This is a genomic window from Micromonospora ferruginea, from assembly GCF_013694245.2.
In the GTDB taxonomy this organism is placed as follows: Bacteria; Actinomycetota; Actinomycetes; order Mycobacteriales; family Micromonosporaceae; genus Micromonospora; species Micromonospora robiginosa.
The window spans coordinates 5,415,814-5,439,885 of the sequence record NZ_CP059322.2 but is presented as its reverse complement, the minus strand read 5'-3'; the positions used below and the strand labels follow the sequence as shown (position 1 = coordinate 5,439,885).

General features: G+C 71.1%; 18 protein-coding genes. 8 read left to right on the top strand and 10 right to left on the bottom strand.

What is annotated here, in order from left to right; translation table 11 throughout:
* Positions 1 to 35: 35 nt before the first annotated feature.
* From H1D33_RS24140 to rpmH, 9 genes are all read right to left on the bottom strand, one after another.
* Complete coding sequence (locus H1D33_RS24140) at positions 36 to 995, bottom strand: hypothetical protein (RefSeq protein ID WP_246411903.1); 960 nt, start codon at positions 993 to 995, stop codon at positions 36 to 38.
* A 1,570-nt stretch (positions 996 to 2,565) separates the two neighbouring features.
* Positions 2,566 to 3,609 (bottom strand): ParB/RepB/Spo0J family partition protein, encoded by a 1,044-nt coding sequence (locus H1D33_RS24135; RefSeq protein WP_181570990.1) that lies wholly within the window; start codon positions 3,607 to 3,609, stop codon positions 2,566 to 2,568.
* Between the two features lie 27 nt (positions 3,610 to 3,636).
* Positions 3,637 to 4,977, bottom strand: coding sequence for a ParA family protein (locus H1D33_RS24130; RefSeq protein WP_281370415.1), 1,341 nt, complete (start codon positions 4,975 to 4,977; stop codon positions 3,637 to 3,639).
* A 245-nt stretch (positions 4,978 to 5,222) separates the two neighbouring features.
* Positions 5,223 to 5,981, bottom strand: a complete 759-nt coding sequence (gene rsmG / locus H1D33_RS24125) for a 16S rRNA (guanine(527)-N(7))-methyltransferase RsmG (protein ID WP_246412146.1) — start codon at positions 5,979 to 5,981, stop codon at positions 5,223 to 5,225.
* A gap of 368 nt (positions 5,982 to 6,349) precedes the next feature.
* A complete protein-coding gene (locus H1D33_RS24120; RefSeq protein WP_181570991.1) occupies positions 6,350 to 6,928 on the bottom strand; it encodes a Jag family protein in 579 nt (192 codons plus the stop codon).
* A 217-nt stretch (positions 6,929 to 7,145) separates the two neighbouring features.
* The gene (gene yidC / locus H1D33_RS24115) at positions 7,146 to 8,132 is read right to left on the bottom strand and encodes a membrane protein insertase YidC (RefSeq protein ID WP_181570992.1); all 987 of its coding nucleotides are present in this window, start codon (positions 8,130 to 8,132) and stop codon (positions 7,146 to 7,148) included.
* 3 nt (positions 8,133 to 8,135) lie between these two features.
* Complete coding sequence (yidD, locus tag H1D33_RS24110; protein ID WP_220138741.1) at positions 8,136 to 8,375, bottom strand: membrane protein insertion efficiency factor YidD; 240 nt, start codon at positions 8,373 to 8,375, stop codon at positions 8,136 to 8,138.
* Positions 8,376 to 8,416: 41 nt separating this feature from the next.
* On the bottom strand, positions 8,417 to 8,827 hold the full coding sequence (gene rnpA, locus H1D33_RS24105) for a ribonuclease P protein component (protein ID WP_181570994.1): 411 nt from the start codon (positions 8,825 to 8,827) through the stop codon (positions 8,417 to 8,419).
* Positions 8,828 to 8,861: 34 nt separating this feature from the next.
* Positions 8,862 to 8,999: a 50S ribosomal protein L34 gene (gene rpmH, locus H1D33_RS24100; protein ID WP_091061882.1), complete on the bottom strand. Its 138-nt coding sequence runs from the start codon at positions 8,997 to 8,999 to the stop codon at positions 8,862 to 8,864.
* Positions 9,000 to 9,579: 580 nt separating this feature from the next.
* Between rpmH and dnaA the strand changes: the two genes are divergently transcribed.
* From dnaA to H1D33_RS24075, 5 genes are all read left to right on the top strand, one after another.
* Positions 9,580 to 11,433 carry a chromosomal replication initiator protein DnaA gene (gene dnaA, locus H1D33_RS24095; protein WP_181570995.1) on the top strand — a complete coding sequence of 618 codons (1,854 nt, stop codon included), beginning with the start codon at positions 9,580 to 9,582 and terminating at the stop codon, positions 11,431 to 11,433.
* Between the two features lie 794 nt (positions 11,434 to 12,227).
* Positions 12,228 to 13,361 carry a DNA polymerase III subunit beta gene (dnaN, locus tag H1D33_RS24090; RefSeq protein ID WP_181570996.1) on the top strand — a complete coding sequence of 378 codons (1,134 nt, stop codon included), beginning with the start codon at positions 12,228 to 12,230 and terminating at the stop codon, positions 13,359 to 13,361.
* 40 nt (positions 13,362 to 13,401) lie between these two features.
* Entirely contained in the window at positions 13,402 to 14,274 is an 873-nt protein-coding gene (gnd, locus tag H1D33_RS24085; protein WP_181570997.1) for a phosphogluconate dehydrogenase (NAD(+)-dependent, decarboxylating), read from the top strand.
* A 16-nt stretch (positions 14,275 to 14,290) separates the two neighbouring features.
* Positions 14,291 to 15,424 carry a DNA replication/repair protein RecF gene (gene recF, locus H1D33_RS24080; protein WP_181570998.1) on the top strand — a complete coding sequence of 378 codons (1,134 nt, stop codon included), beginning with the start codon at positions 14,291 to 14,293 and terminating at the stop codon, positions 15,422 to 15,424.
* Positions 15,414 to 16,052: a DciA family protein gene (locus H1D33_RS24075; RefSeq protein WP_307755242.1), complete on the top strand. Its 639-nt coding sequence runs from the start codon at positions 15,414 to 15,416 to the stop codon at positions 16,050 to 16,052. Before recF ends, H1D33_RS24075 begins: the two co-directional genes overlap by 11 nt.
* A gap of 6 nt (positions 16,053 to 16,058) precedes the next feature.
* Here the strand turns inward: H1D33_RS24075 and H1D33_RS24070 are convergent, their stop codons facing one another.
* Positions 16,059 to 16,613, bottom strand: a complete 555-nt coding sequence (locus tag H1D33_RS24070) for a hypothetical protein (RefSeq protein WP_181570999.1) — start codon at positions 16,611 to 16,613, stop codon at positions 16,059 to 16,061.
* A gap of 545 nt (positions 16,614 to 17,158) precedes the next feature.
* On the opposite strand from H1D33_RS24070, the gene gyrB reads away from it, so the two are divergent.
* The 3 genes from gyrB (at position 17,159) to H1D33_RS24055 (ending at position 23,956) form a co-directional block, all read left to right on the top strand.
* Positions 17,159 to 19,105, top strand: coding sequence for a DNA topoisomerase (ATP-hydrolyzing) subunit B (gyrB, locus tag H1D33_RS24065; RefSeq protein WP_181571000.1), 1,947 nt, complete (start codon positions 17,159 to 17,161; stop codon positions 19,103 to 19,105).
* 132 nt (positions 19,106 to 19,237) lie between these two features.
* Positions 19,238 to 23,014: an intein-containing DNA gyrase subunit A gene (gene gyrA / locus H1D33_RS24060; RefSeq protein WP_181571001.1), complete on the top strand. Its 3,777-nt coding sequence runs from the start codon at positions 19,238 to 19,240 to the stop codon at positions 23,012 to 23,014.
* Positions 23,015 to 23,017: 3 nt separating this feature from the next.
* Entirely contained in the window at positions 23,018 to 23,956 is a 939-nt protein-coding gene (locus H1D33_RS24055) for a DUF3566 domain-containing protein (protein ID WP_181571002.1), read from the top strand.
* Positions 23,957 to 24,072 lie beyond the last annotated feature (116 nt).

Here is a 24,072-nt window from a genome sequence, read left to right as displayed (position 1 = left end):
CCCGCTCCCGGAGCCGCCGCCTAGTGTCGCGCGGCCTACTCGGCGGTGGCCCGCTGCGCGCGACCACCCGCCCCGGCCGCATCCTCCTTGACGTGACCTGGACCACCGGCCGGCTCCGCGGAGTCGGTCGCGTCCCGCTCCGGTTCCCGGCCGACGTCCGCGCCCCCGTCGCCGTCGCCGTCGCCGTCGCCGTCGCCGTCGCCGTCGTTCATATCGCCGGTCGATCGCACCACAGCGCCGGGCGGGTCGGTGGCGACCGATTCGCCGGTGGATCCGGTCGGGTCGACCTCGTTCGCATCCCCGTCCGTCGACTCGGCCTCCGGGATCTCGTCCGCGGCCTCGATGACCGACGCGGCTTCCTCCTCGGCCTCCTCCGTCGAGCTCGCCGGCGACTGCGCGGAGAGGCTCGACGGCGCCTGCCACTGGATGCGCGGCGGCTCAGCGAGCGGACGGCCACCGAACTCGGCGAGCCAGGCGGCCACCATGGCCAGATTCTCCCGCCACTGTTCCTCGGAGATCGGCGGCAGGATCGAGTCCCACAGCGACAGGAACGTGCCCCGCAGTTGCAGGCGCCCGTACGGGCGGGCCAGGAACCACATGTGCAGGTGCGCGGAGCCGTCACCCCACCGGTTGACGTGCACACGGGCCACGCCGTCCAGCGAGCGCACGGCGCGCTCCAGGCGGACGGTCATCACGCCAAGCTCCGCCGCGAGGAGGTTCGGCAGGTCACCGAGATCGAGGTGGGAACGCGATTCCAGGATCAGCACCATGGGCAGCCCGGTGGGCCGGTCCATGGTGCGCACCCGCCACCGCTCGCCGACCCAGATGTACGCCTCGTCGGGCGCGTTGCAGGCGGTGCACTCCCGGTCCGCCTCACCCCGCCGGGGAGGCTCGACCGGTACGGGGTCGTCGAGCTGCTTGACGCGGATCTCGCCCTCGAACGGGAAGGAGGGCCACTGGGTGAAGTCCGGGACTGAGGGAGGGGTGTCCTGCACGACGCTGACCCTAACCGAGTTGGCGACGCCTGTCCCTACCCGCGTCGGGCGGAGACCCACCGGCACCGGACTATCCACAGCGGTTGTCCACCGCGTTGTCCACAGGGTGCCGAGATCACCACCACAGCGCGTCATCCACAGCTCAGCAACGGTTTCCGCCGCTTGTTTCACGTGAAACGGAGTGAGCCTGTGGACAACCGCTGTGGATAACTCGGTGGTCCGATGGCCCCTTCTTCACAACGATCCAGCCGCCGATCGGCACCGGCCGGACGCGGGGGATATTCGCACGCTGCTCCATCCCGCTGCGGCGATCGCACCGCCTCGCCAAGGGACTTCGGTGGGGTCGTTTCACGTGAAACGGAGCGCCTACGGCGGCGCGGCTTCGGCGCCGACTGCCCCCTGCGTCTACAACTCCCCCGACCCGCCTGAGCCCTGCGGCCGGCCCTACGGTCCGACGCATGGGCGGTGCCGCCGCCCGCTGCCTGTCCGCCTCACGGACGGACCCAACCGACCGCTGTCCGCTCGACCCCGATCCGGCCGACCCATCGATCACGGAGGACGCCAGCCCCGCTCGCTCCTCCGCTCCTGATCGACTCGCCGGGCCTGTCGGACGGCGAGGTCCTTTGACTCGCCGGAGCCGTTGACTCGCCGGGGCCGTCACCCTGCTGGGTTCGGCGACTTGCCGATCCGGCCAATCCCGTCGGGAGAGTCGCGAAACGATGTCGGCAACCCGCAGTACTCCATCGGCCGGCCTTCAGCGCGAGGTAAGCCCCGGCTCGGATGGAATCGCCTGCCGCCCCGAGTCCTCGCCGCGCCGCCGGCTGCACCGGAGATGGCAGTGGCTCGGCGCACCGCCGCGCGTCTTCCGAGCTCGCTGAGGCTTACGGCCGACCCGCCAGTTGTGGGCCGAGGACTACGGAGCGCCGGCTGAGCCCCAGTCATGGCCGCCTTCACCCGCAGCGATTCGCGCGGCAGCGGTTTCACGTGAAACCGATCCGTCCCATGAGACGACACCCTGATGCAGGGGCGCTGCTTCGCTCGCCGAGCAGCGACCCGTCCTCAACGCGCCTTCCTGAATCGACGGGCCCCGTCGACTACTGCGGGACCAGAGTCGTGCCGCCTCCGCATGAGTGGGACCGACCCCGCTGCCGACGTGGTCGAGACACTACTGACTCGGCTGGCCGATCTTCCGGGCGAAGAGTCGCGATCACGTGGCGAACCCTGCGCCACGGAAAGGCGGCCAGGCTGGCCCCTGAGGCTCGAAGAGCCGGAGCTGGTGGTCACGGGGTCAGGACGAGCTTTCCGATGGCACAGATCGGATGTGAGCCGCCTCTGTGAGAGTCGCGGGACAACGTCGGCAACCCGCAGCACTCGATCGACCGCCCTTCAGCGCGAGGTGAGCCCCGACTCGGATCGCTGCTCCGGTTTCACGTGAAACCGGACCCGGGCGGCCAGGGCGTTCGGCATTCCTGCGGGAGACGCAGCGCCGGCGACCCTCGCGGACCCGCTGAAACGGAACCGGCCGCACTCCTCGGAAGGCGGTGCGGCCGGACGGCGGTCGGGGCGGGGATCACTCCTCCTTGAGCTGCTCCTCTTCGCTCACCCCGATGATGCCGACGATCCGCTCCAGGTCGTCGACCGTCGCGAACTCGATCGTGATCTTGCCCTTGCTCCGGCCGATGTCCACCTTCACCCGGGTGTCGAACCGGTCGGAGAGCCGGTCGGCGAGGTCGGAGAGCGCCGGCGCGTGGGCCTTGGTGCGTCGCTTCGCGGCCGGGGCCTTCGCCGGTCCGTCGGCGAGCGCCAGGGCCACCAGTTCCTCGGTGCCGCGTACGGAGATGCCCTCGGCGACGATCCGGGTGGCGAGCTTCTCCTGGGCCTCCGCGTCGTCGAGGCTCAGCAGCGCCCTGGCGTGGCCGGCGGAGAGCACCCCGGCGGCGACCCGCCGCTGCACGACGGCGGGGAGGTTCATCAGGCGGATGGTGTTGGAGATCTGCGGGCGGCTACGGCCGATCCGCCGCGCCAGTTCCTCGTGGGTGGCACCGAACTCCTCCAGCAGTTGCTGGTAGGCCGCCGCCTCTTCGAGCGGGTTCAGGTTCGCACGGTGGATGTTCTCCAGCAGCGCGTCCCGGAGCATCGCGTCGTCCTTGGTGTCCCGGACGATGGCGGGGATGCTCTCCCGGCCGACCGCCTGGGCGGCGCGCCAGCGCCGCTCACCCATGACGAGTTCGTACTTCTCGCTGTCGAGCTGGCGGACGACGATCGGCTGGAGGAAGCCGACCTCCTGGATCGAGGTCTTCAGCTCCTCCAGCGCCTCCTCGTCGAAGACGTGCCGGGGCTGCTTCGGGTTCGGCACGATGGAGTCGACCGAGATCTCGGCGAAGCGCGCACCGGGCACCGGGCTCAGTTCGATCTCGGGCTCGCCGGCCGGCGCCAGGCCGCCGCCGATCGTGTCGGTTCCGGCGGCGGTGACATCGGCGACCGGAGGAGTCGGGGAGGGAGCCATCGGTGCGGCTTCCGGCTCGGTGTCCGCCGGCGTCGCCTCCGGCGGTGGTGCGGTGGGGATGAGGGCGCCGAGCCCTCGGCCCAGTCCGCCGCGGGGACGGTTCTTCATGCGACGCCTCCCAGCGACTTCTCCGTACTACGCATTCCGGCTCACCGGCTCCTTGACCCCTCGCTCAGCGATCTCCTGGGCGGCCTCGAAGTAGCTCGTGGCGCCCCGCGAACCGGGATCGTAGGTCATCACCGACTGGCCGTAGCTCGGTGCCTCGGAGACGCGCACGTTGCGGGGGATGACGGCTTGGAGGACCTTGTCACCGAAGTGGTTCCGGACGTCCTGCTCCACCGCGTCGGCCAGCCGGGTACGCCGGTCGTACATGGTCAGCAGGATGGTGGAGACGTCGAGCTTCGGGTTCAGGTGCTGGCGTACCAGGTTGATGTTGTTTATCAACTGGTTGAGGCCCTCCAAGGCGTAGTACTCGCACTGGATGGGGATCAGCACCTCCTGCGCGGCCACCAACGCGTTGACGGTCAGCAGGCCGAGCGAGGGCGGGCAGTCGATGAAGACGTAGTCGAAGTGCCCCGGGTACGCCTCGATCGCACGCGACAGCCGGGACTCCCGGGCGACCACCGAGACCAGCTCGATCTCGGCACCGGCCAGATCTATGGTCGCCGGCACGCACCACAGGTTGGGGATCCCCTCGACCGCCTGAGCCACCTCCGCGAGGGGCACGCTGTCGATCAGGCAGTCGTAGACGTCCGGCACCCCGGTGTGGTGCGGCACGTTCAGCCCGGTGGACGCGTTGCCCTGCGGGTCGAGGTCGACCACGAGCACACGGTTGCCGTGCAGCGCGAGCGCCACCGCGAGGTTCACGGTGGTGGTGGTCTTGCCCACGCCACCCTTCTGGTTGGCGACGCACATCACCCGGGTCCGGTCGGGGCGGGGCATGGAGACCTCGCCACTGGGATTCAGGATCTGCACGGCGCGCATCGCCTCCATAGCCAACGGTGGGTCATCCTCTTCGCGCGTCGGGGTTTCACGTGAAACGTACGTGGCGGCGTCGGTCTCGTCCTCGAACCCGGGTGCCGGTGGCGTGTCGGCGGGTGCCTCGACGGCGTCGGAAGCGCCGGGCTGGTGCGGCACGGCGGAAACCGGGGGCTGCGGCTCGAAGCGGGCGGGAACCGCGGCGTTCGCGCGTGCCACGGCCGGCCGGGGAGTCGGGGCGTTCACCGGACCATCGCTCGGATCGTGCGGGTCGCGGACCGGCGGTACGTTGGCCGGCGCGGACGACACCGGCCGGACGGCACCGGTCGGCGACACGTCCGGCTTCGGGGCCGGGCCGGCGGGGTGGTGCGGGGATGCGTCTCGGGGATCGTCCACCGCCCACTCCTGGTAGTTGGTTTCACGTGAAACGGGATCGCCGGGTGATCGCCCGCCGGCCCCGGTCAGCCGTGGATCGTCATACCTGCCGTCGTCATGCACCTGTCATCCCTACCCGCTCCGGATGGTCGGCCCGCACCCGTCAATCGGGCCCCGCTCTTCGCGCGGCGTCACCGGCCCGGCGGAAACGGTCGGGGTCGGGTGCCGCCCGGCACCGCCGCTCCACACTATCGACGCGCGGTCAGCCTACGGCCGACGGGCGCGGCGGGTCCATGTCGGGTTGAGATCGATCCGGTCACTTCCCCCCGGTCCAACGACCGGCGGACGCGTCCGGAAGCCTTGTCCGGTCAGCGATCCCGATTCCGGCCACCGCGACGGCGACCGCCGCGCGAGCGCTTCGGGCCCTTCGCCTTGGGCTGGCGTACCACCCGCTCCCGGACCACCTCGACGACGGTGGCGGCCGGCTCGATCACCCCGACGCCGCACCGGTGCAGCTCGGGCTCCCCACCGCCGAGCCGAGCCACGGCGTCGGCGTGCTCGGTGATCTCCTCGGCCGCGGACGCGCCCTTGAGAGCCAGCAGCCGCCCACCCGGCACCGTCAGCGGGAGGCACCAGGTGGCGAGTCGGTCCAGCGCGGCCACGGCGCGCGCCGTGACGACGTCGGCGACCAGCGGGTCGCGGTCCCGGGAGCCGGCCGCCGCCTCCTCGGCCCGCCCCCGGAAGACCCGGACCGACCGGGTCAGCCCGAGGCGCTGTACCGCCTCGACCAGGAAGGAGACCCGTCGGGCGAGCGGTTCGACGAGGGTGACGGTGAGATCCGGCCGCGCGATCGCCAGCACCAGGCCGGGCAGTCCGGCCCCGGAGCCGACGTCGATCACGCTGGCCCCCTGCGGGATCCGCTCCGCCACCACCGCGCAGTTGAGCAGGTGCCGGTCCCAGAGCCGGGGCGTCTCGCGGGGCCCGATCAGGCCCCGGACCACACCCTCCGTGGCCAGCAGTTCGGCGTACGCGGCGGCGAGGTCGAGCCGGTCGCCGAACAGCGTCTGCGCGGCCTCGGCCAGCTCGGGCGGCAGGGACGCGTCGGCCGGGTCGGGGCGCGTGGCGATCACCGGGGCATCCGTGACGTCCACGGTGGACGCCTCGGCGAACGCCGGCTCGGCCACCGCGTCCGGCTCGGCGAAGAACGGGTCGGCCGCGCCGGCCGGCACGTCGGAGTCGACCGGTTCGGTCTCCGCCGCCGGCTCACCGGAGAAGGCCGGTGTCACCGGGGCGGCCGCCGGCTCGATCCCGCTCGCGTCGGTCGACGGCTCGGCGGAGAAGTCCGGGTCGGCCGCGCTCTCGGGCAGGTGCGGCGGTTCGGTCGGCTGCTGCTCGTCGGAGAAGACCGGGTCGGGGCGCACAGCGGCCGGCCCGGGCGGCGTACCACCCGGGCCGGCCACGGCGTCCGCCGTCGTGTCGTCGGAAGCCACTGACCTCAGTCCGCCACCGGCTGGACGACGATGCGGCGGTTGGGCTCCACGCCCTCCGACTCGCTCTCCACGCCGCTCATCGCGTTCACCACGTCGTGCACGCACTTGCGCTCGAACGCGGACATCGGCTCCAGGCGTACCGCCTCGCCGTGCTCCTTGACCTTCTCGACCGCGTTCTTGGCGACCGCGGCCAGTTCCTTGCGCCGGGCGGCCCGATAGCCGCCGACGTCGAGCAGCAGGCGGCTCGGCGTCCCGGTCTGCCGGAACACCGCCAGGCGGGTCAGCTCCTGGAGCGCCTCCAGGGTGGCGCCGCGCTGGCCGACCAGGTTCTGCAGGCGGGAGCCGACCACCTCGACGACCGGCCGGCCGCCGGACACCAGCTCGTCGATGTCGCCGTCGTAGTCGAGGATGTCCAGCAGCCCCTCGACGTAGTCGGCGGCGATCTCGCTCTGGCGGAACAGGTCGCTGTCGGCCGGGGCCTTCTTCTCCCGGACCTCGGGGGTGTCCTCGCCGGTCTCGATGGTGGCCGAGGTCTCGTCGTCGTCCACGGACTGGTCGGCGCTGGGGATGCTGGTGTCGGTCACGGTCTCATCTCCGTACTCGCTCGGCCGGACCGTCGAGGTCCGCTGGTTTCCCGGGAGCCGGCGGGAGGTTCGCCGGATGCCTCTCGGGCACGTCCGTACGGGCCAGTTTCGCCCGTGACCGCGCGGTGCGCGGCGGTTCCGGCCCGGCGCCTACTCCTCGGAGGGCAGCTCGGGGACCGGACGGGCCACCGCCGGTCGCGGCGGTGGCCCGGAGTGCTCAGCCCTGTCGCTTGGCGGGGCGGTTGCCGGCCTTCTTCGGGTTGACCGGCTTGGCGCCCGGCTTCGGGCCGGCGACCTTCGGCGCGGCGGCCGGCGCCTTGGCCGCGGGCTGGGCGGTCTTGCGACCGAGCAGGCCGGTCTTGGCCGGCTGGACCGGGTTCTTGCCGCCGGTGGTGGCGGCCTTCTTCGGCGGCACCAGCGGGGGGAACTTCCGCAGCACCCACTGCTGCTGGCCGAGCGTGAAGAGGTTGTTGGTGACCCAGTAGATGATCACACCGATCGGGAAGATCGACCCGGAGACCAGCAGCGACACCGGGATGCCGTAGAGCATCAGGCGCTGCACCATCCGCTGCTGCGGGTCTTCCGCCCAGCCGGTCTTCAGGATCATCTGCCGGCTGGTCAGGTAGGTGGTGGCGATCATGATGAGCACCAGGACGCCGGCGATCACCTTCACCGTGCCGGTGTTCGCGCCCAGGGGCGCCAGGTCGGCGGCGGTGGAGCCGAACCGGCCGGAGATCGGCGCGGTGAAGAGCTTCGCGCTGGAGGCGCTGTTGAACTGGTCGACGGTCCAGCCGTAGAGCGTCTTGCCGCCGTTCTCCGGGTTGAGCCGCTTGAGCGTGTGGAACAGGCCCAGGAAGACGGGGATCTGGAGGAACATCGGAAGGCAGCCCATCAGGGGGTTGGCCTTTTCCTTCCGGTAGAGCTCCATCATCTCCTTCTGGAGCGTCTCCCGGTCACCCTTGTGCTTCTCCTGGAGCTCCTTCACCTTCGGCTGGAGCGCCTGCATGGCACGCTGGGACTTGATCTGCTTGACGAAGACCGGGAACAGGATCACCCGGACCGTCACCACCAGGAAGATGATCGCGAGGATCCAGGCCCAGTTCGTGCCGATGACCGCGCCGACCGGCACCCCGATGGCGTCCCAGGCCGAGTGCCAGGTCAGCAGGATCCACGAGATCGCGTAGTAGATCCAGTCGAGACTCAATTCTCAGGCTCCAGTCACGTCGGCACGGCGGCGACCGCCCGGCTCCGGCACCGGGTCGTGTCCACCTGGGTGAAAGGGGTGGCAGCGCGACAGCCGCCGGACCGTCAGCCAGGCCCCCCGCGCCGCACCGTGCCGGGACACCGCCTCCACGGCGTAGGCACTGCACGACGGGTAGAACCGGCAGCGGGCCGGCAGTGCCGGACTTATCCACCGACGGTACGCGATGATGGGTGCCAGCAGCATGCGGGCACCGGTAGTGGGCGACGGCGTCGCGGTCCCGCCGGTCATCGTGGCCGCCGTCCCCGGGGGGCGCGGGCGGCGGTCAGGGCGGCGTCCAGGTCGGCGCCGAGCCGCGCGTACGTCGCGTCGGCGGCCGGCGGCAGGGCGCGTACCACCAGCGTGGTCCCGGCGGGCAGCTCGGCCAGGCGTTCCCGGACCAGGTGCCGGAGCCGGCGGCGGACCTTGTTGCGGACCACCGCGCCGCCGACGGCCTTGGACACGACGAAGCCGGCGCGGCGGGGTGCGGAGTTCTCCGCACCACTGCTCCGCGCCGGCTCCGGCGAGGGTGTCACGGCGTCGGTCGGCCCGGGGACCGTCAGGTGGACCACGACGGCACCGCGGCCGACGCGTCGGCCACCGCGAACCGCTGCGGCGAAGTCGCTACTGCGCCGCAGTCGCTGTGCGGCGGCCAGCACGACTGCCCACGTCCCCGTACCGGACCGGACGGCCTCAGGCCGCCAGGCGGGTGCGGCCCTTGGCGCGACGGGTCGACAGGATGGCGCGGCCGGCACGGGTGCGCATGCGCAGCCGGAAGCCGTGGGTCTTCGCGCGCCGGCGGTTGTTCGGCTGGTAGGTGCGCTTGCTCACGTCAGGCTCTCCGTTGTGGTACGCCCCGCGCGGCGGATCGCCCGGGGTCCTGTGCTGGTCCAGATCACCTCGACGGTGACCTCCGATCGAAGCTGCCCGGTGACCCGGCCCCCGATGTTGCGGTGTTGCGGGAGGCGGCCACGGACAGCGAGCATCTATCACCCTAGCAGAGGGCGAGAGAGCATCCGCTCCAGCCTACGCAGGGGCGCAATGACCGTCAAACCTCCCACTCCGGTCCCCGACCTGCGCCGGAACGGTGGCCGAAGGGGCGGATTTCCCGGATGTCGGCGACGCCCCCCGGGTGTCGACGGTTGATGGCGCGGGGTTCGCGCTGTTAGCGTGCGCGATTGCGGTCGGCGTCGGTACGGGTTTGTCGCCGACCGGCAAGACCGGACAAGCTGTTGAATCGTTCGGCACGGTGAACCCGCTTCAACGCCTCTGCGAATCCAGGGGGCAGGTCCGACCCGCGTCCGGTGGGCGGCCACAATCGGTCGGTACACACAGGCTGTGGATAACTTGTGGATGACGACCGGTCAGCCGTCCGGGCGGGCGTGAGGATCAGGCGAGGGGGTGGCACGACGTGACCGGAGCGACAGACCTTGCCGCGGTGTGGGCGGCGGCCACCGAGGAACTCGCCGACGAGATCATCTCCGCGCAGCAGCGCGCGTACCTGCGCCTCACCCGGCTGCGGGCGATCGTCGAGGACACCGCGTTGCTCTCCGTCCCGGACGCCTTCACCCGGGACGTGATCGAGTCCCGGCTCCGCCCGGCCATCACCGAGGCGTTGAGCCGCCAGCTCGGCCGCGACATCCAGGTGGCCGTCACCGTGCGGGTGGCCGAGGACCCGGCCGGTCGACCGGCCGGCACGGTCTACCGCAGCAATCCGGAGCCGCTGCCCGAACCGAACGGCCCGGCCGACCTGCTGCCCGGGTTCGACCGGGTCGGCCCGGCCCCGGCCGCGCCGGCCTATCCCGCCCCACGTCCCGAACCGGGATACGCCGAACCGGGGTACGCCGAGCCGCGGCCGGAGCACGAGGCGGAGGAGCCCGCCCCCCGGCAGCGCAACGCGGACGGCGGCCGGCCGCACCTGATCCCGGCCGGCCGGGACGGTCAGGACACGCTCTTCGGCGCCGTCTTCGCCGAACCGCGCCGCGCCGCGCCCGAGCGCCGCGCCGCGCCCGAGCGCCGCGCCTTCGACGAGCGCCCCGGGGTCGAGCAACCCGCCCCCGCCGCCGGCGGCTACGAGCCGCGCTACCGGGAGGCGCCCGGACCGGCCGACGCCCCGCCGCTGCGCGGCCTGCCGCGGGACGGCGCCACGGACAACGGCCCCGGTCGCGGCGCGCTCGACCACCACCGCCCCGGCGGCCAGGGCGACCGCCGCCTGCCCGGCGGTACGGAGAGCGGCGGCAACCGGCTCAACCCGAAGTACATGTTCGAGACGTTCGTCATCGGCTCGTCCAACCGCTTCGCCCACGCGGCGAGCGTGGCGGTGGCCGAGTCGCCGGCCAAGGCGTACAACCCGCTGTTCATCTACGGCCACTCCGGGTTGGGCAAGACCCACCTGTTGCACGCCATCGGGCACTACGCCACCACGTTGGGCAACGCCCGCTCGGTCCGGTACGTCTCGACCGAGGAGTTCACCAACGACTTCATCAACTCGCTGCGGGACGACAAGACCAGCGCGTTCCAGCGCCGCTACCGGGACGTGGACATCCTCCTGATCGACGACATCCAGTTCCTGGAGAACCGGGAGCGGACGCAGGAGGAGTTCTTCCACACCTTCAACACCCTGCACAACGCCAACAAGCAGATCGTGATCACGTCCGACCGGTCGCCGCGCCAGCTCGCCACGCTGGAGGACCGGATGCGGACCCGGTTCGAGTGGGGGCTGCTGGCCGACATCCAGCCGCCGGACCTGGAGACCCGGATCGCGATCCTGCAGAAGAAGGCGGCGCAGGAGCGGATGTACGCCCCGCCGGACGTGCTGGAGTTCATCGCCTCCCGGGTGTCGAACTCGATCCGGGAGCTGGAGGGCGCGCTGATCCGGGTCACCGCGTTCGCCAGTCTCACCCGGTCCTCGGTCGAGCTGTCGCTGGCCGAGGAGGTGCTGCGGGACTTCATGCCGGACGGCGCCGGCCCGGAGATCAACGCCGACCAGATCATGGCGTCCACCTCCGAGTACTTCGGGGTGAGCCTGGAGGACCTGCGCGGCCACTCCCGGTCCCGGGTGCTGGTCAACGCGCGCCAGGTGGCCATGTACCTGTGTCGCGAGCTGACCGACCTGTCGCTGCCCCGGATCGGGCAGGCGTTCGGCGGGCGCGACCACACCACGGTGATGCACGCCGACCGCAAGATCCGTCAGCAGATGGCGGAGCGGCGTTCGCTCTACAACCAGATCGCCGAGCTGACCAACCGGATCAAGCAGAACACCTGAGACGCTCGTCTCTCCGCACCCGTCACGACAGCCCGGCCGGACGCCTCCGGCCGGGCTTCTTCGTCTCCGGCGGGGCCGGCGGCGGGTGGGGACGAGGCCGCCCGTTGACCCTCGACCCGGTGGAGAGCCCAGGATCGGTGTCGTGCTCGTCCACAGCTCGTACCGGTTGTCCACACCCCCTGTGTCACAGGCGGTGGATAAACACCGTCTGCATCCGGCCGGTTACCCACAGACTGTGGACAACTCCTGGGGACGAGCCTGTGGACGCCTGGGGACAACGTCCGCGTTGTCCACCGACGACGGTCCGCCTGTGGGCGACCTGTTGAAGGTTCTGGGGATGACGACGCCCGGCGTCGTCCGCGCCGTCCACAGCACTGGGGAGAAACCCCGTGGATAACCGGTGGACAACCGGTGGACAGCGGTGGAAAACCCGGCTGCTGGCGACGGCTGTGGACCGGGGCACGAGTTGTACCCCTGGTTCTCCACAGCGAAACCACCGGTGGATAACCTGTCTGACCTGGGCAGACGCGGGTTCTCCACAGTTTGCACAGGTGCGATGAAGACGATGAGTTATCTCTTCTAAACAACAAAAACCAATCATCACCGTTGGACTTCCTGTGGATCGGGTCGTGCACTGCCGTCGGCAGTCGCCCGGGCACCTGGATCCATCGGGGTCGGGCGCACAGCCGATGCCCTCGCGCCCTAAGGTGCGAGGGGTACCCGCACGGTCGGGCGGGGCGGGTGGCAGCGGTCGGCATGAGAGAGTTGTCGCTGACGTCGACGCGGAGGCATTGATGAAGTTCCGAGTGGAGCGCGACGCGCTCGCCGAGGCGGTCGCGTGGACCGCCAAGAGCCTGCCCAACCGACCCTCCGTACCGGTGCTGGCCGGGGTGATGCTCCGGGTGACCGACGGCAACCTCCAGGTCTCCGGCTTCGACTACGAGGTCTCCAGCCAGGTCACCGTCGAGGTGCAGGGTGACGCGGACGGCGCGGCCCTGGTCTCCGGTCGACTGCTCGCCGAGATCACCAAGGCGCTGCCGGCCAAGCCGGTGGACATCGCCGCCGTCGGCGCGCACCTGGAGCTGGTCTGCGGCAGCGCCCGGTTCACGCTGCCCACCATGCCGGTGGAGGACTACCCGACCCTCCCGGAGATGCCGGAGAGCGCCGGCACCGTCGACGCGGCCGCCTTCGCCGCCGCCGTGGCCCAGGTCGCCGTGGCCGCCGGCCGCGACGAGACGCTGCCGATGATGACCGGCGTCCGGCTCGAGCTGTCCGGCGGCACGATGGCCATGCTCGCCACCGACCGCTACCGCCTCGCGCTGCGCGAGATGGAGTGGAACCCGGACGACCCGGAGATCAGCCTCAACGCGCTGGTGCCGGCCCGCACCCTGAACGACACCGCCAAGGCGCTCGGCCCGCTCGGCGGCCACGTGACCATGGCGCTCTCCTCCGGTGGGGCCGGCGAGGGCATGATCGGCTTCTCCGGCGGCACCCGGCGGACCACCAGCCGGCTGCTCGACGGCGCCAACTACCCGCCGGTGCGCTCGCTGTTCCCGGCCGACCACAACGCCGAGGCCCGCGTCGCGGTCGCCACGCTGATCGAGGTGGTCAAGCGGGTGGCGCTGGTCGCCGAGCGCACCACCCCGGTGCTGCTCAGCTTCAGCTCCGACGGCCTCGTGGTGGAGGCCGGCGGCACCGAGGAGGCCCGGGCCAGCGAGGCCATGGAGGCCACCTTCAGCGGTGACCCGCTCACCATCGGCTTCAACCCGCAGTACCTGATCGACGGCCTGGCCAACCTGGGCGCCCAGTTCGCCCTGCTGCGCTTCGTCGACGCGTTCAAGCCCGCGGTCCTTTCCCCGGCCGGCGAGGATGGCGAGGTCATTCCGGGGTACCGGTACCTCATCATGCCGATCCGCGTCTCCCGCTGATCGCAGGCAGCACCACCCCGACGTACGGAGGTAGCAACACATGCAGCTCGGCCTGGTAGGACTCGGCCGGATGGGTGGCAACATGCGCGAACGGCTGCGCGCCGCCGGGCACGAGGTGGTCGGCTTCGACCGCAACCCGGAGCTCAGCGACGCCGCGAGCCTCGCGGAGCTGGCCGAGAAGCTCGACGCACCGCGCGCGGTCTGGGTCATGGTGCCCGCCGGCGTCACCGACGCCACCATCGACGAGCTGGCCGGCGTGCTCGGCGAGGGCGACATCGTCATCGACGGCGGCAACTCCCGGTTCAGCGACGACGCCCCGCGCGCCGAGCGCCTGAACGAGCGGGGCATCGGCTACGTCGACGTCGGCGTCTCCGGTGGCGTCTGGGGCCGGCAGAACGGCTACGGGCTGATGGTCGGCGGCGCGCAGCAGCACGTCGACCGGCTCATGCCGATCTTCGACGCGCTCAAGCCGGAGGGCGAGTTCGGCTTCGTGCACGCCGGCCCGGTCGGCGCCGGCCACTACGCCAAGATGGTGCACAACGGCATCGAGTACGGCCTGATGCACGCCTACGCCGAGGGCTTCGAGCTGCTCTCGGCGTCCGAACTCGTGACCAACGTCCCCGGCGTGGTCAAGTCGTGGCGAAAGGGCACCGTCGTCCAGTCCTGGCTGCTCGACCTGCTCGACCGGGCGCTCGACGAGGACCCGGAGCTGGCCGAGCTGAGCGACTACACCGAGGACACCGGCGAGGGCCGCTGGACGGTCGACGAGGCGGTCCGGCTCGCCGTGCCGCTCAACGTCATCACCGCCGCGCTCTTCGCCCGGTTCGCCTCCCGGCAGGACGAGTCGCCCGCCATGAAGGCCGTCGCCGCGCTGCGCCAGCAGTTCGGCGGTCACGCCGTCCACAAGCGCTGACCGGTATCCACAGCCTGTGTACGTCCGCCGGCTCGAACTGGTCGACTTCCGCTCGTACGAGCGGGTCGGCGTCGACCTGGAGCCCGGCCCGAACGTGCTGGTCGGCGCCAACGGCGTCGGCAAGACCAACCTGGTCGAGGCGCTGGGCTACGTGGCGACCCTGGACTCGCACCGGGTCGCCACGGACGCCCCGCTGGTCCGGATGGGCGCCACCTCGGCGGTGATCCGCTGCGCCGTGGTGCACGAGGGCCGGGAGCTGCTGGTCGAGCTGGAGATCGTCCCGGGCAAGGCCAACCGGGCGCGGCTCGGCCGCTCCCCGGCCCGCCGCGCCCGGGACGTGCTCGGCGCGCTGCGGCTGGTGCTGTTCGCGCCGGAGGACCTGGAACTCGTCCGGGGTGACCCGGCCGAACGCCGCCGCTACCTCGACGACCTGCTGGTCACCCGGCAACCCCGCTACGCCGGCGTCCGCGCCGACTACGAGCGGGTGGTCAAGCAACGCAACGCGCTGCTGCGCACGTCGTACCTCGCCCGCAAGACCGGCGGCTCCCGTGGCGGCGACCTGTCCACGCTCGCCGTCTGGGACACCCACCTGGCGCAGCACGGCGCCGACCTGCTCGCCGGCCGGCTGGAGCTGGTCGCCGCGCTCACCCCGCACGTGGCGAAGGCGTACGACGCGGTCGCGGCCGGGCGGGGCGCGGCCGGCATCGCCTACCGGCCCTCGGTCGAGCTGCCGGAGCCGGCCGCCGACCGGGCGGCGCTGGCCGAGGCGCTGGCCACCGCGCTGGCCGCGAACCGCTCCACCGAGATCGAACGGGGCACGACGCTGGTCGGCCCGCACCGCGACGACCTGGCGCTCACGCTCGGCCCGCTGCCCGCCAAGGGGTACGCCAGCCACGGTGAGTCCTGGTCGTACGCGCTGGCGCTGCGGCTGGCCGGGTACGACCTGCTGCGCGCCGACGGGATCGAGCCGGTGCTGGTGCTGGACGACGTCTTCGCCGAGCTGGACACCGGCCGGCGGGAACGCCTGGCCGAGCTGGTCGGCGGCGCGAGCCAGCTCCTGGTCACCTGCGCGGTGGACGACGACGTGCCGGCGGCGCTGCGCGGCACCCGCTGGACGGTCGGTGAGGGGACGGTACGACGTGCCGGATGACGACGAGGTGCGGCTCCCGCCCGCCCGGCTGGGGCCGGGACGGGACGGGGGGCCGGCCGGCCGGGGCGGGCCCGCGGCGCGTACCCCCGGGAAGCCGGCGGACGGCGAGCCGGGCGCGGCGACGGAGGGCACGGCCGGGCCGGAGCTGGCCCGGGCGGTGCTGGACGCGGCGAAGGCCAAGCGTCAGGCCGCGGCCGGCACCCGGCGGCGCAGCGCGGTCCGCGGCGACGGTGAGAAGCGGCTGCGCGGCTACTCCGGCCCCGGGCCGGACCCGCGTGACCCGCAGCCGCTCGGCGCGGTGCTCGACAAGCTGGTCAAGGCGCGCGGCTGGCAGCAGCCGGCGGCCGAGGCGACCGTCTTCGGCGCCTGGGAGAAGGTGGTCGGCCCGGAGGTCGCCCAGCACAGCCGCCCGGTCAAGCTGGAGAACGGCGAGCTGACCGTGGAGGCCCGCTCGACCGCGTGGGCGACCCAGCTCCGGCTGCTGGCCGGTTCGCTGCTCAAGCAGATCGCCAGCGAGGTCGGCCACAACGTGGTGCGCAAGCTGCACATCCACGGCCCGGCGGCGCCGTCGTGGTCGCGCGGCCCCCGACGGGTACGCGGGCGCGGCCCGCGCGACACCTACGGCTGACCGGCGTCACACGTCCGCGTAGACGGCGAAGCCGCGCTCCGCGCAGCGCCGGTAGAACGCGGCCAGCACGCTCAGCTCGGCGCAGGTGAAGTTCCACTGCGGCGGCTCACCGCTGTCGTCGCGCAGCTTGTCCAGCCGGCTGTCCAGCCAGCGGAGCTGCTGCTCGGCCAGCCGCCCGTCGCCGAGCAGCGCGCGCAGCACCTCGCTGACCGACTCGAACGTCACCGTCTCGCCGTAGGGCCGGTGCCGGGCGACGAACTTCTCCACGCCCTCGGCGATCCAGGCGCAGCCGTCCGGGTCGATCACCGGGTCCTCGTCCTCGGCGGCGTTCTCCGTGGCGTAGAGCACATTCTCCAGGCCGAGGATCAGGTCGACCAGCTCCGTGTAGGCGGTCGCCCGCACGGTGCCGGTCTTCGCGATCAGCTCGGCGAGCGCGGCGGTCGGGGCGGAGATGCGGGGTACGTCCACGATCTCGCCGAAGTCCACGAACTCGGCCGGCGCGACCGGATCGTAGAAGCGGCCGGTACGCGGCCAGTGCACCGCGACGTTGTCCAGCCCCATCTGCGTCACCTCTCACCATGCGTCTGTCGGACCATCTCCGCCGATGGTCCCCGGTCCGGGCGCGAAAGATCAAGACCGCAACGGCGGCGCCGCAAAAGGTACGGCACGTCGAGTTCCACCGCGACCCCCGGTCACGGTGGCCGCCGATCATGGGCCGGGGACGTCCACCGCTCACGGGGGCCGGTGGCGCGGCACGGCGTCGCTGGCGTGTAGGGGGAGTCGCGGGCAGCGAGGTTCGTCCGGCTACGGCATTCTCAGCCGCCCTCAAGGGGTGCCGAGTGGCGGTTTGGTCGGCTGCGCACAGTAAGATTGGAGGCGAGACGAAAGACCCGACACGGAGCGACGGACACGGGCCCGCAGGGCCCTTGATCATTGTCCCACATCGGGTCCGAGCCGATCGCGATCCGCGGGCAACCGCGGCGCCCGGCGCGCACGATCCGTGACCTGGCGATCCCGGGGGCGGTCCGGGCGCGCCGACGTCGCGTCCTGTCCGCCGAACCCGCGCCCCGCGCCCACGCGCGGCCGGTGCGAGAAAGTGGCCGAGCGTGGCAGCGGAGGACAACAAGAAGTACGGTGCCGAGTCCATCACCGTGCTCGAGGGCCTGGAAGCGGTCCGGAAGCGGCCCGGTATGTACATCGGGTCCACCGGCGAGCGCGGCCTGCACCACCTGGTGTGGGAGGTCGTCGACAACGCGGTGGACGAGGCGCTGGCCGGCTACTGCGACACCATCGACGTGGTGCTGCTGGCCGACGGGGGCGTCCGGGTCACCGACAACGGCCGAGGCTTCCCGGTCGACCTGCACCCCAAGCTGAAGAAGCCGGGTGTCGAGGTCGCGCTGACCGTGCTGCACGCGGGCGGCAAGTTCGACGGCAAGGCGTACGCGGTCTCCGGCGGCCTGCACGGCGTCGGCGTCTCCGTGGTCAACGCGCTCTCCACCCGGATGGCCGTGGAGATCCACAAGGACGGCTTCGTCTGGCGGCAGCGCTACGACCACTCCAAGCCGACCCCGCTGGAGAAGGGCGAGTCGACCGACCGCACCGGCTCCGCGGTCTCCTTCTGGCCCGACCCGGACGTCTTCGAGACGGTCGACTTCGACTTCCACACCATCTACCGGCGCCTGCAGGAGATGGCCTTCCTCACCCGTGGCCTCACCATCCACCTGCTCGACGAGCGGGTGCCGGAGGACGAGGAGGGCAAGACCCGCGAGGTCACCTTCCACTACGAGGGCGGCATCGCCGACTTCGTCCGGCACCTGAACGCCTCGAAGAGCCCGATCCACAAGACGGTGGTCGAGTTCGGTTCCGAGGAGACCGGCATGTCGGTCGAGATCGCCATGCAGTGGAACGAGTCCTACGGCGAGTCGGTCTACACCTTCGCCAACAACATCAACACCCACGAGGGCGGCACCCACGAGGAGGGCTTCCGGGCGGCGCTGACCAGCGTGGTCAACCGCTACGGCGCGGAGAAGAAGCTGCTCAAGGGCGACGAGCGCCTCTCCGGGGAGGACATCCGCGAGGGCCTGGCCGCGATCATCTCGGTCAAGCTGACCGACCCGCAGTTCGAGGGGCAGACCAAGACCAAGCTGGGCAACACCCCGGTCAAGGGCTTCGTCCAGCGGGTCTGCAACGAGTCGCTGGTCGACTGGTTCGACCGCAACCCGGCCGAGGCCAAGACGATCATCACCAAGGCGTCCCAGGCCGCCCGCGCCCGCATCGCCGCCCAGCAGGCGCGCAAGCTGGCCCGGCGCAAGTCGCTGCTGGAGTCCGGCTCGATGCCGGGCAAGCTGGCCGACTGCCAGTCGACCGACCCGCGCGAGTCCGAGGTCTTCATCGTCGAGGGCGACTCGGCCGGCGGCTCGGCGAAGCAGGGCCGCGACCCGCGCACCCAGGCGATCCTGCCCATCCGCGGCAAGATCCTCAACGTGGAGAAGGCCCGGATCGACCGGGTGCTGAAGAACAACGAGGTGCAGGCGCTGATCACCGCGCTGGGCACCGGCATCCACGACGACTTCGACATCGAGAAGCTGCGCTACCACAAGATCGTGCTGATGGCCGACGCCGACGTGGACGGCCAGCACATCCAGACGCTGCTGCTCACCCTGCTGTTCCGCTTCATGCGGCCGCTGGTCGAGCTGGGTCACGTCTACCTGGCCGCCCCGCCGCTCTACAAGATCAAGTGGAACAAGAAGGGCGACGACGCCCAGTACGCGTACTCGGACCGGGAACGTGACGGGCTGATCGCGCTGCGCCAGCAGAAGAAGGCCAACGCCAAGCCGGACGACATCCAGCGGTTCAAGGGTCTCGGTGAGATGAACTACCCCGAGCTCTGGGAGACCACGATGAACCCGGCCACCCGCACGCTGCGCCAGGTCACGCTGGACGACGCCGCCACCGCGGACGAGCTGTTCAGCGTCCTGATGGGCGAGGACGTCGAGGCACGCCGGTCGTTCATCCAGCGCAACGCCAAGGACGTGCGGTTCCTGGACATCTGACGGACACGTGACCGGGCCGGCCGGTGATCCACCGGTCGGCCCGGCGGTCCACAGAGTTATCCACAGCCTGGCCGCTTTCCACAGCCGTTATCCACAGCTAGATCACGACTCTGAGTCTGATAAGGGTTAACAGTGACCGATACTCCCGAGTCCACCCCGAACGAGCCGGAGACCCCGGAGACACCGACCGCGGTCGTCCAGCACGACCGGATCGAGCCGGTCGGCCTCGAGGTCGAGATGCAGCGCTCGTACCTCGACTACGCGATGAGCGTCATCGTCGGGCGCGCCCTGCCGGACGTCCGGGACGGGCTCAAGCCGGTCCACCGCAAGATCCTCTACGCCATGTTCGACTCCGGCTACCGGCCGGACCGCGGCTACGTGAAGTGCTCCCGCGTCGTCGGTGACGTGATGGGCCAGTTCCACCCGCACGGCGACTCGGCCATCTACGACGCGCTGGTCCGGATGGCGCAGCCGTGGTCGCTGCGCTACCCGCTGGTCGACGGCAACGGCAACTTCGGTTCGCCCGGTAACGACCCGGCCGCCGCGATGAGGTACTGCGTTACGGCAGATGTCCGTATTCGTACTTTTGATGGCAGTGTCCGGATGGGCGACGTCGTGCCGGACGCCGCGCCGAGCAGCGAGACCGACATTGAGCTCAAGGTCCGCGATCGCAACGGCGACCTGGTCCGCGCCTCGAAGTTCTTCCACTCCGGCGAGCACCCCACGCTGCGGCTGCGTACCCGCGAGGGGTACGAGCTGACCGGCACCCACAACCACCCGGTGCTCTGTCTGGTGAACGTGGCCGGCGTGCCGACCCTGCTCTGGAAGCTGCTCGCCGAGGTTTCACGCGGTGACCGCGTGGTCCTCCAGCGCACCGTGCCGGACGAGATCGGCTACCCGATGCTGGAGCACGTCGAGGCGGCCGTGCTTGCGGGTGCCTACGTGAGTGAGGGTTGGACCTCCGGTGACCGGGTTGGCTTCGACAACTGCGACCGGGAGTTCTTCGTCCGGGTCCTCGCCGCCTACGACCTCGCGGTCGGCGGTCGGCGCTGGGTCGGCACCGAGACGACCGTTACTGGTAAGACGCTGCACAAGCTACGGGGATGGATCTCCGATTTTGCGGGATCTGCTCTTGGCGAGCTGGTCGGCGCGCGTAGCGCCGCCAAGTTCGTGCCGGAGTTCGTCTGGCGTGGGCCGGCCGCGGTGAAGCGGGCCTTCCTCCAGGCGCTGTTCGAGGGCGACGGCTCGTCGTCGCTGCTGCCGCGCCACACGATCCAGGTCTCGTACTCGACCCGCAGTGAGCGCCTGGCCCGCGAGGTGCAGCAGCTCCTGCTGGAGTTCGGCGTCATCAGCCGGCAGTGCCGGTACGAGGACGGCGAGATCAAGGTCGTGATCACCAACCGGCGCGACGCGCGGATCTTCGCCGCCCACGTCGGGTTCCTCGGCCGCAAGCAGGCCAAGCTGGAGTCGGAGCTGGCCTCGGTGCCGGCGACCAGCACCGCGCTCTCCGGCGACATGGTGCCGTTCGTCGGTGACTTCATCCGGGAGCACGGCGCGACGCGCTGGACCGAGCGCGACTGGCTGCGTCGGCACAACGTGGACCGAGTGGAACGGTGGGAGCGGGACCGCGACGAGATCGCCGCCCGGATCACCGAGCCGGGGATCCTCGACGTGGTCGAGCCGTTGGTCGACGGCCGGTTCTACTACGCCGAGGTGACCGAGGTCACCGACGCGGGGGCCCGGCCGGTCTACAGCATCCGGGTCGACACCGACGACCACTCCTTCGTCTCCGACGGTTTCGTCAGCCACAACACCGAGTGCAAGCTCGACCCGCTGGCCATGGAGATGCTGCGGGACATCGACGAGGACACCGTCGACCTCCAGGACAACTACGACGGCCGGGCCAAGGAGCCCACGATCCTGCCGTCGCGGATCCCGAACCTGCTGATCAACGGCTCCGAGGGCATCGCGGTCGGCATGGCCACCAAGATCCCGCCGCACAACCTGCGGGAGATCGGCGCGGCGGTGCAGTGGTGCCTGGAGAACCCGGAGGCCGACGAGGCGACCACGCTGGAAGCCCTGCTGGAGATCGTCAAGGGCCCGGACTTCCCGACCCACGGCCTGATCGTCGGGCAACAGGCCATCCAGGACGCCTACCGGACCGGGCGCGGCTCGATCCGGATGCGCGCGGTGGTCGAGGTCGAGGAGGACAAGCGGGGCCGGCCGGCGCTGGTGGTCAGCGAGCTGCCCTACCAGGTCAACCCGGACAACCTCGCCGAGCGGATCGCCGAGCTGATCAAGGAGGGCAAGCTCGCCGGCATCGCCGACATCCGGGACGAGTCCTCCGGGCGTACCGGCATGCGGATCGTGCTGGTGCTCAAGCGTGACGCGGTCGCCAAGGTGGTGCTGAACAACCTCTACAAGCACACCCAGCTCCAGGAGACGTTCGGCGCCAACATGCTGGCGCTGGTCGACGGGGTGCCGCGCACGCTCAACCTGGCGCAGTTCATCCGCTACTACGTCGAGCACCAGATCGAGGTCATCCGCCGGCGGACCGCGTTCCGGCTGCGCAAGGCGGAGGAGCGGGCGCACATCCTGCGGGGCCTGTCCAAGGCGTTGGACGCCCTGGACGAGGTGATCGCGCTGATCCGGCGCTCGCCCACCGTGGAGGACGCGCGGCAGGGCCTGATCCGGCTGCTGGAGATCGACGAGGTCCAGGCGACCGCGATCCTGGACATGCAGCTACGCCGCCTGGCCGCGCTGGAGCGTCAGCGGATCCTGGACGACCTGGCCAAGCTCGAGGTGGAGATCGCCGATCTCAAGGACATCCTGGCCAAGCCGGAGCGGCAGCGGAAGATCGTCTCCGACGAGCTGGGCGAGATCGTCGCCAAGTGGGGTGACGACCGGCGCACCAAGATCATCCCGTTCGACGGCGAGGTCTCGATGGAGGACCTTATCGCCCGCGAGGACGTGGTCGTGACGATCACCCGCACCGGGTACGCGAAGCGGACGAAGGTCGACCTCTACCGGTCGCAGCGCCGTGGCGGCAAGGGCGTGAGCGGGGCGACGCTCCGGCAGGACGACATCGTGAGTCACTTCTTCGTATGCTCTACCCACGACTGGATCCTGTTCTTCACGAACAAGGGTCGGGTCTACCGGGCGAAGGCGTACGAGCTTCCCGAGGCCAGTAGGGTGGCCAAGGGCCAGCACGTGGCCAACCTGCTCGCGTTCCAACCGGACGAGCAGATCGCGCAGATCATCGAAATCCCGAACTACCAGGTGGCGCCCTACCTGGTACTGGCCACGAAGAACGGCCTGGTGAAGAAGACGCGGCTCGAGGAGTTCGACTCCAACCGTTCCGGCGGCATCATCGCGGTCAACCTGCGCGATGAGGACGAGCTGGTCGGTGCGGTCCTGGTGGCGCCGGAGGACGACCTGTTGCTGGTTTCGAAGAACGCGCAGGCGATCCGCTTCAACGCCACCGACGAGGCCCTGCGTCCGATGGGCCGCGCCACCTCGGGGGTGATCGGGATGCGCTTCAGCGGTGAGGACGAGTTGCTCGCCGTCGAGGTCGTCCGGGAAGGTCTGGACGTTCTGGTCGCGACGAACGGGGGCTACGCGAAACGTACCCCGATCGAGGAATACCCGGTCCAGGGCCGGGGAGGTAAAGGCGTGTTGACTGCCAAGATCACCGAGCGACGGGGTGGTCTGGTCGGCGCGGCCGTGATCGATCCGGAGGACGAGCTGTTCGCCATCACGAGCAACGGCGGCGTCATCCGGACTCCGGTGAAGCCTGTACGCCGTACGCGTGACCGGAACACAATGGGGGTCAAGCTGATGGACCTCCCGGACGGCGTGACTATCGTGGCGATTGCTCGCAATGCCGACGAGCCTGACGAACAGGACTAGTTGATGACGGAGACACAGGCGAAGTCGGGGAACAAGGGGACCTCGGCCACCCCGGTCGAGGAGGATGCCGCGCAGAGCGGCACACCAGCGACCGGCCGCGCGGCTGTGGGCCGGGCCACGGTCCCCGCCGACGCGCCTGCCCCGAAGTTCACCCGGGCCCCCGGCATGGCCCCGCCCCCCGACAAGCCGACCGAGGGCTCGGAATCCCGTGAGGCGACCGAGACCAAGGTCGACGCGCCGACGTCGGCCGACGGCCTGGCGGCCCCGGCCGCGGCCAGGCCCGCCACGAGCACACCGCCGACCAAGGCGACCGCGACCGCCCGGCCGTCCACCGGGACGACCGGCACCCAGCCGCGCATCGGCGCCGGCCTGGGCACCGCGCCGAAGGTGACGCCGGAGGCCGCCCGCCCGACCGGCGGCGGACCCGGCGCAGGCACCGGCACCGCCCAGGGTCGCCCCGCCAACGGGGGCGGCCTGCCGCCGGGCATCGGCGGGGCGGCGGCGGTCGGGGCCGCGCGCGTGGGCGAGGCGGTACGCGCCGCGCGTACCTCGGTCAGCTCGGCCGCCTCGCGCGGACCGCGCCGGGCCCGGCTGAACCTGAAGCGCATCGACCCGTGGTCCGTGATGAAGTTCGCATTCGCGGTCTCGGTGGTGCTCTTCATCGTGGTGGTCGTGGCCACCTCGGTGCTCTACCTCGCGCTCGACGCGATGGGGGTGTTCAAGAGCGTCAACGACAGCCTGACCGACCTGGTGAACGCCGGCGGCCAGAGCGGCGGCGGTGGCTTCCGCGTCACGGCCAAGGGCGTGATCCTGACGTCGGCGCTGATCGGCCTGGTCAACGTCGTGCTGTTCACCGCGTTGGCCACGCTGAGCGCGTTCGTCTACAACGTCTGCGCCGACCTGGTCGGCGGGATCGAGCTGACGCTCGCCGAACGGGACTGATCCGACGACGCCGGGGCACCGCGTAAAGCGGTCGCCCCGGCGTCGCGCGTCCGGGTAGGTTCGTGGTGGCGACGAGGTGTTTCCGCCACGGGCCCCCCGATTTGGGCGCGCTGGCG

Coding starts and splice junctions, on each gene's coding strand:
- H1D33_RS24055 (WP_181571002.1), top strand. CDS start 23,018: ATGACGGAGACACAGGCGAAGTCGGGGAACAAGGGGACCTCGGCCACC.
- yidD (WP_220138741.1), bottom strand. CDS start 8,375: ATGCTGCTGGCACCCATCATCGCGTACCGTCGGTGGATAAGTCCGGCA.
- gnd (WP_181570997.1), top strand. CDS start 13,402: ATGCAGCTCGGCCTGGTAGGACTCGGCCGGATGGGTGGCAACATGCGC.
- H1D33_RS24135 (WP_181570990.1), bottom strand. CDS start 3,609: ATGAAGAACCGTCCCCGCGGCGGACTGGGCCGAGGGCTCGGCGCCCTC.
- H1D33_RS24070 (WP_181570999.1), bottom strand. CDS start 16,613: ATGGGGCTGGACAACGTCGCGGTGCACTGGCCGCGTACCGGCCGCTTC.
- dnaN (WP_181570996.1), top strand. CDS start 12,228: ATGAAGTTCCGAGTGGAGCGCGACGCGCTCGCCGAGGCGGTCGCGTGG.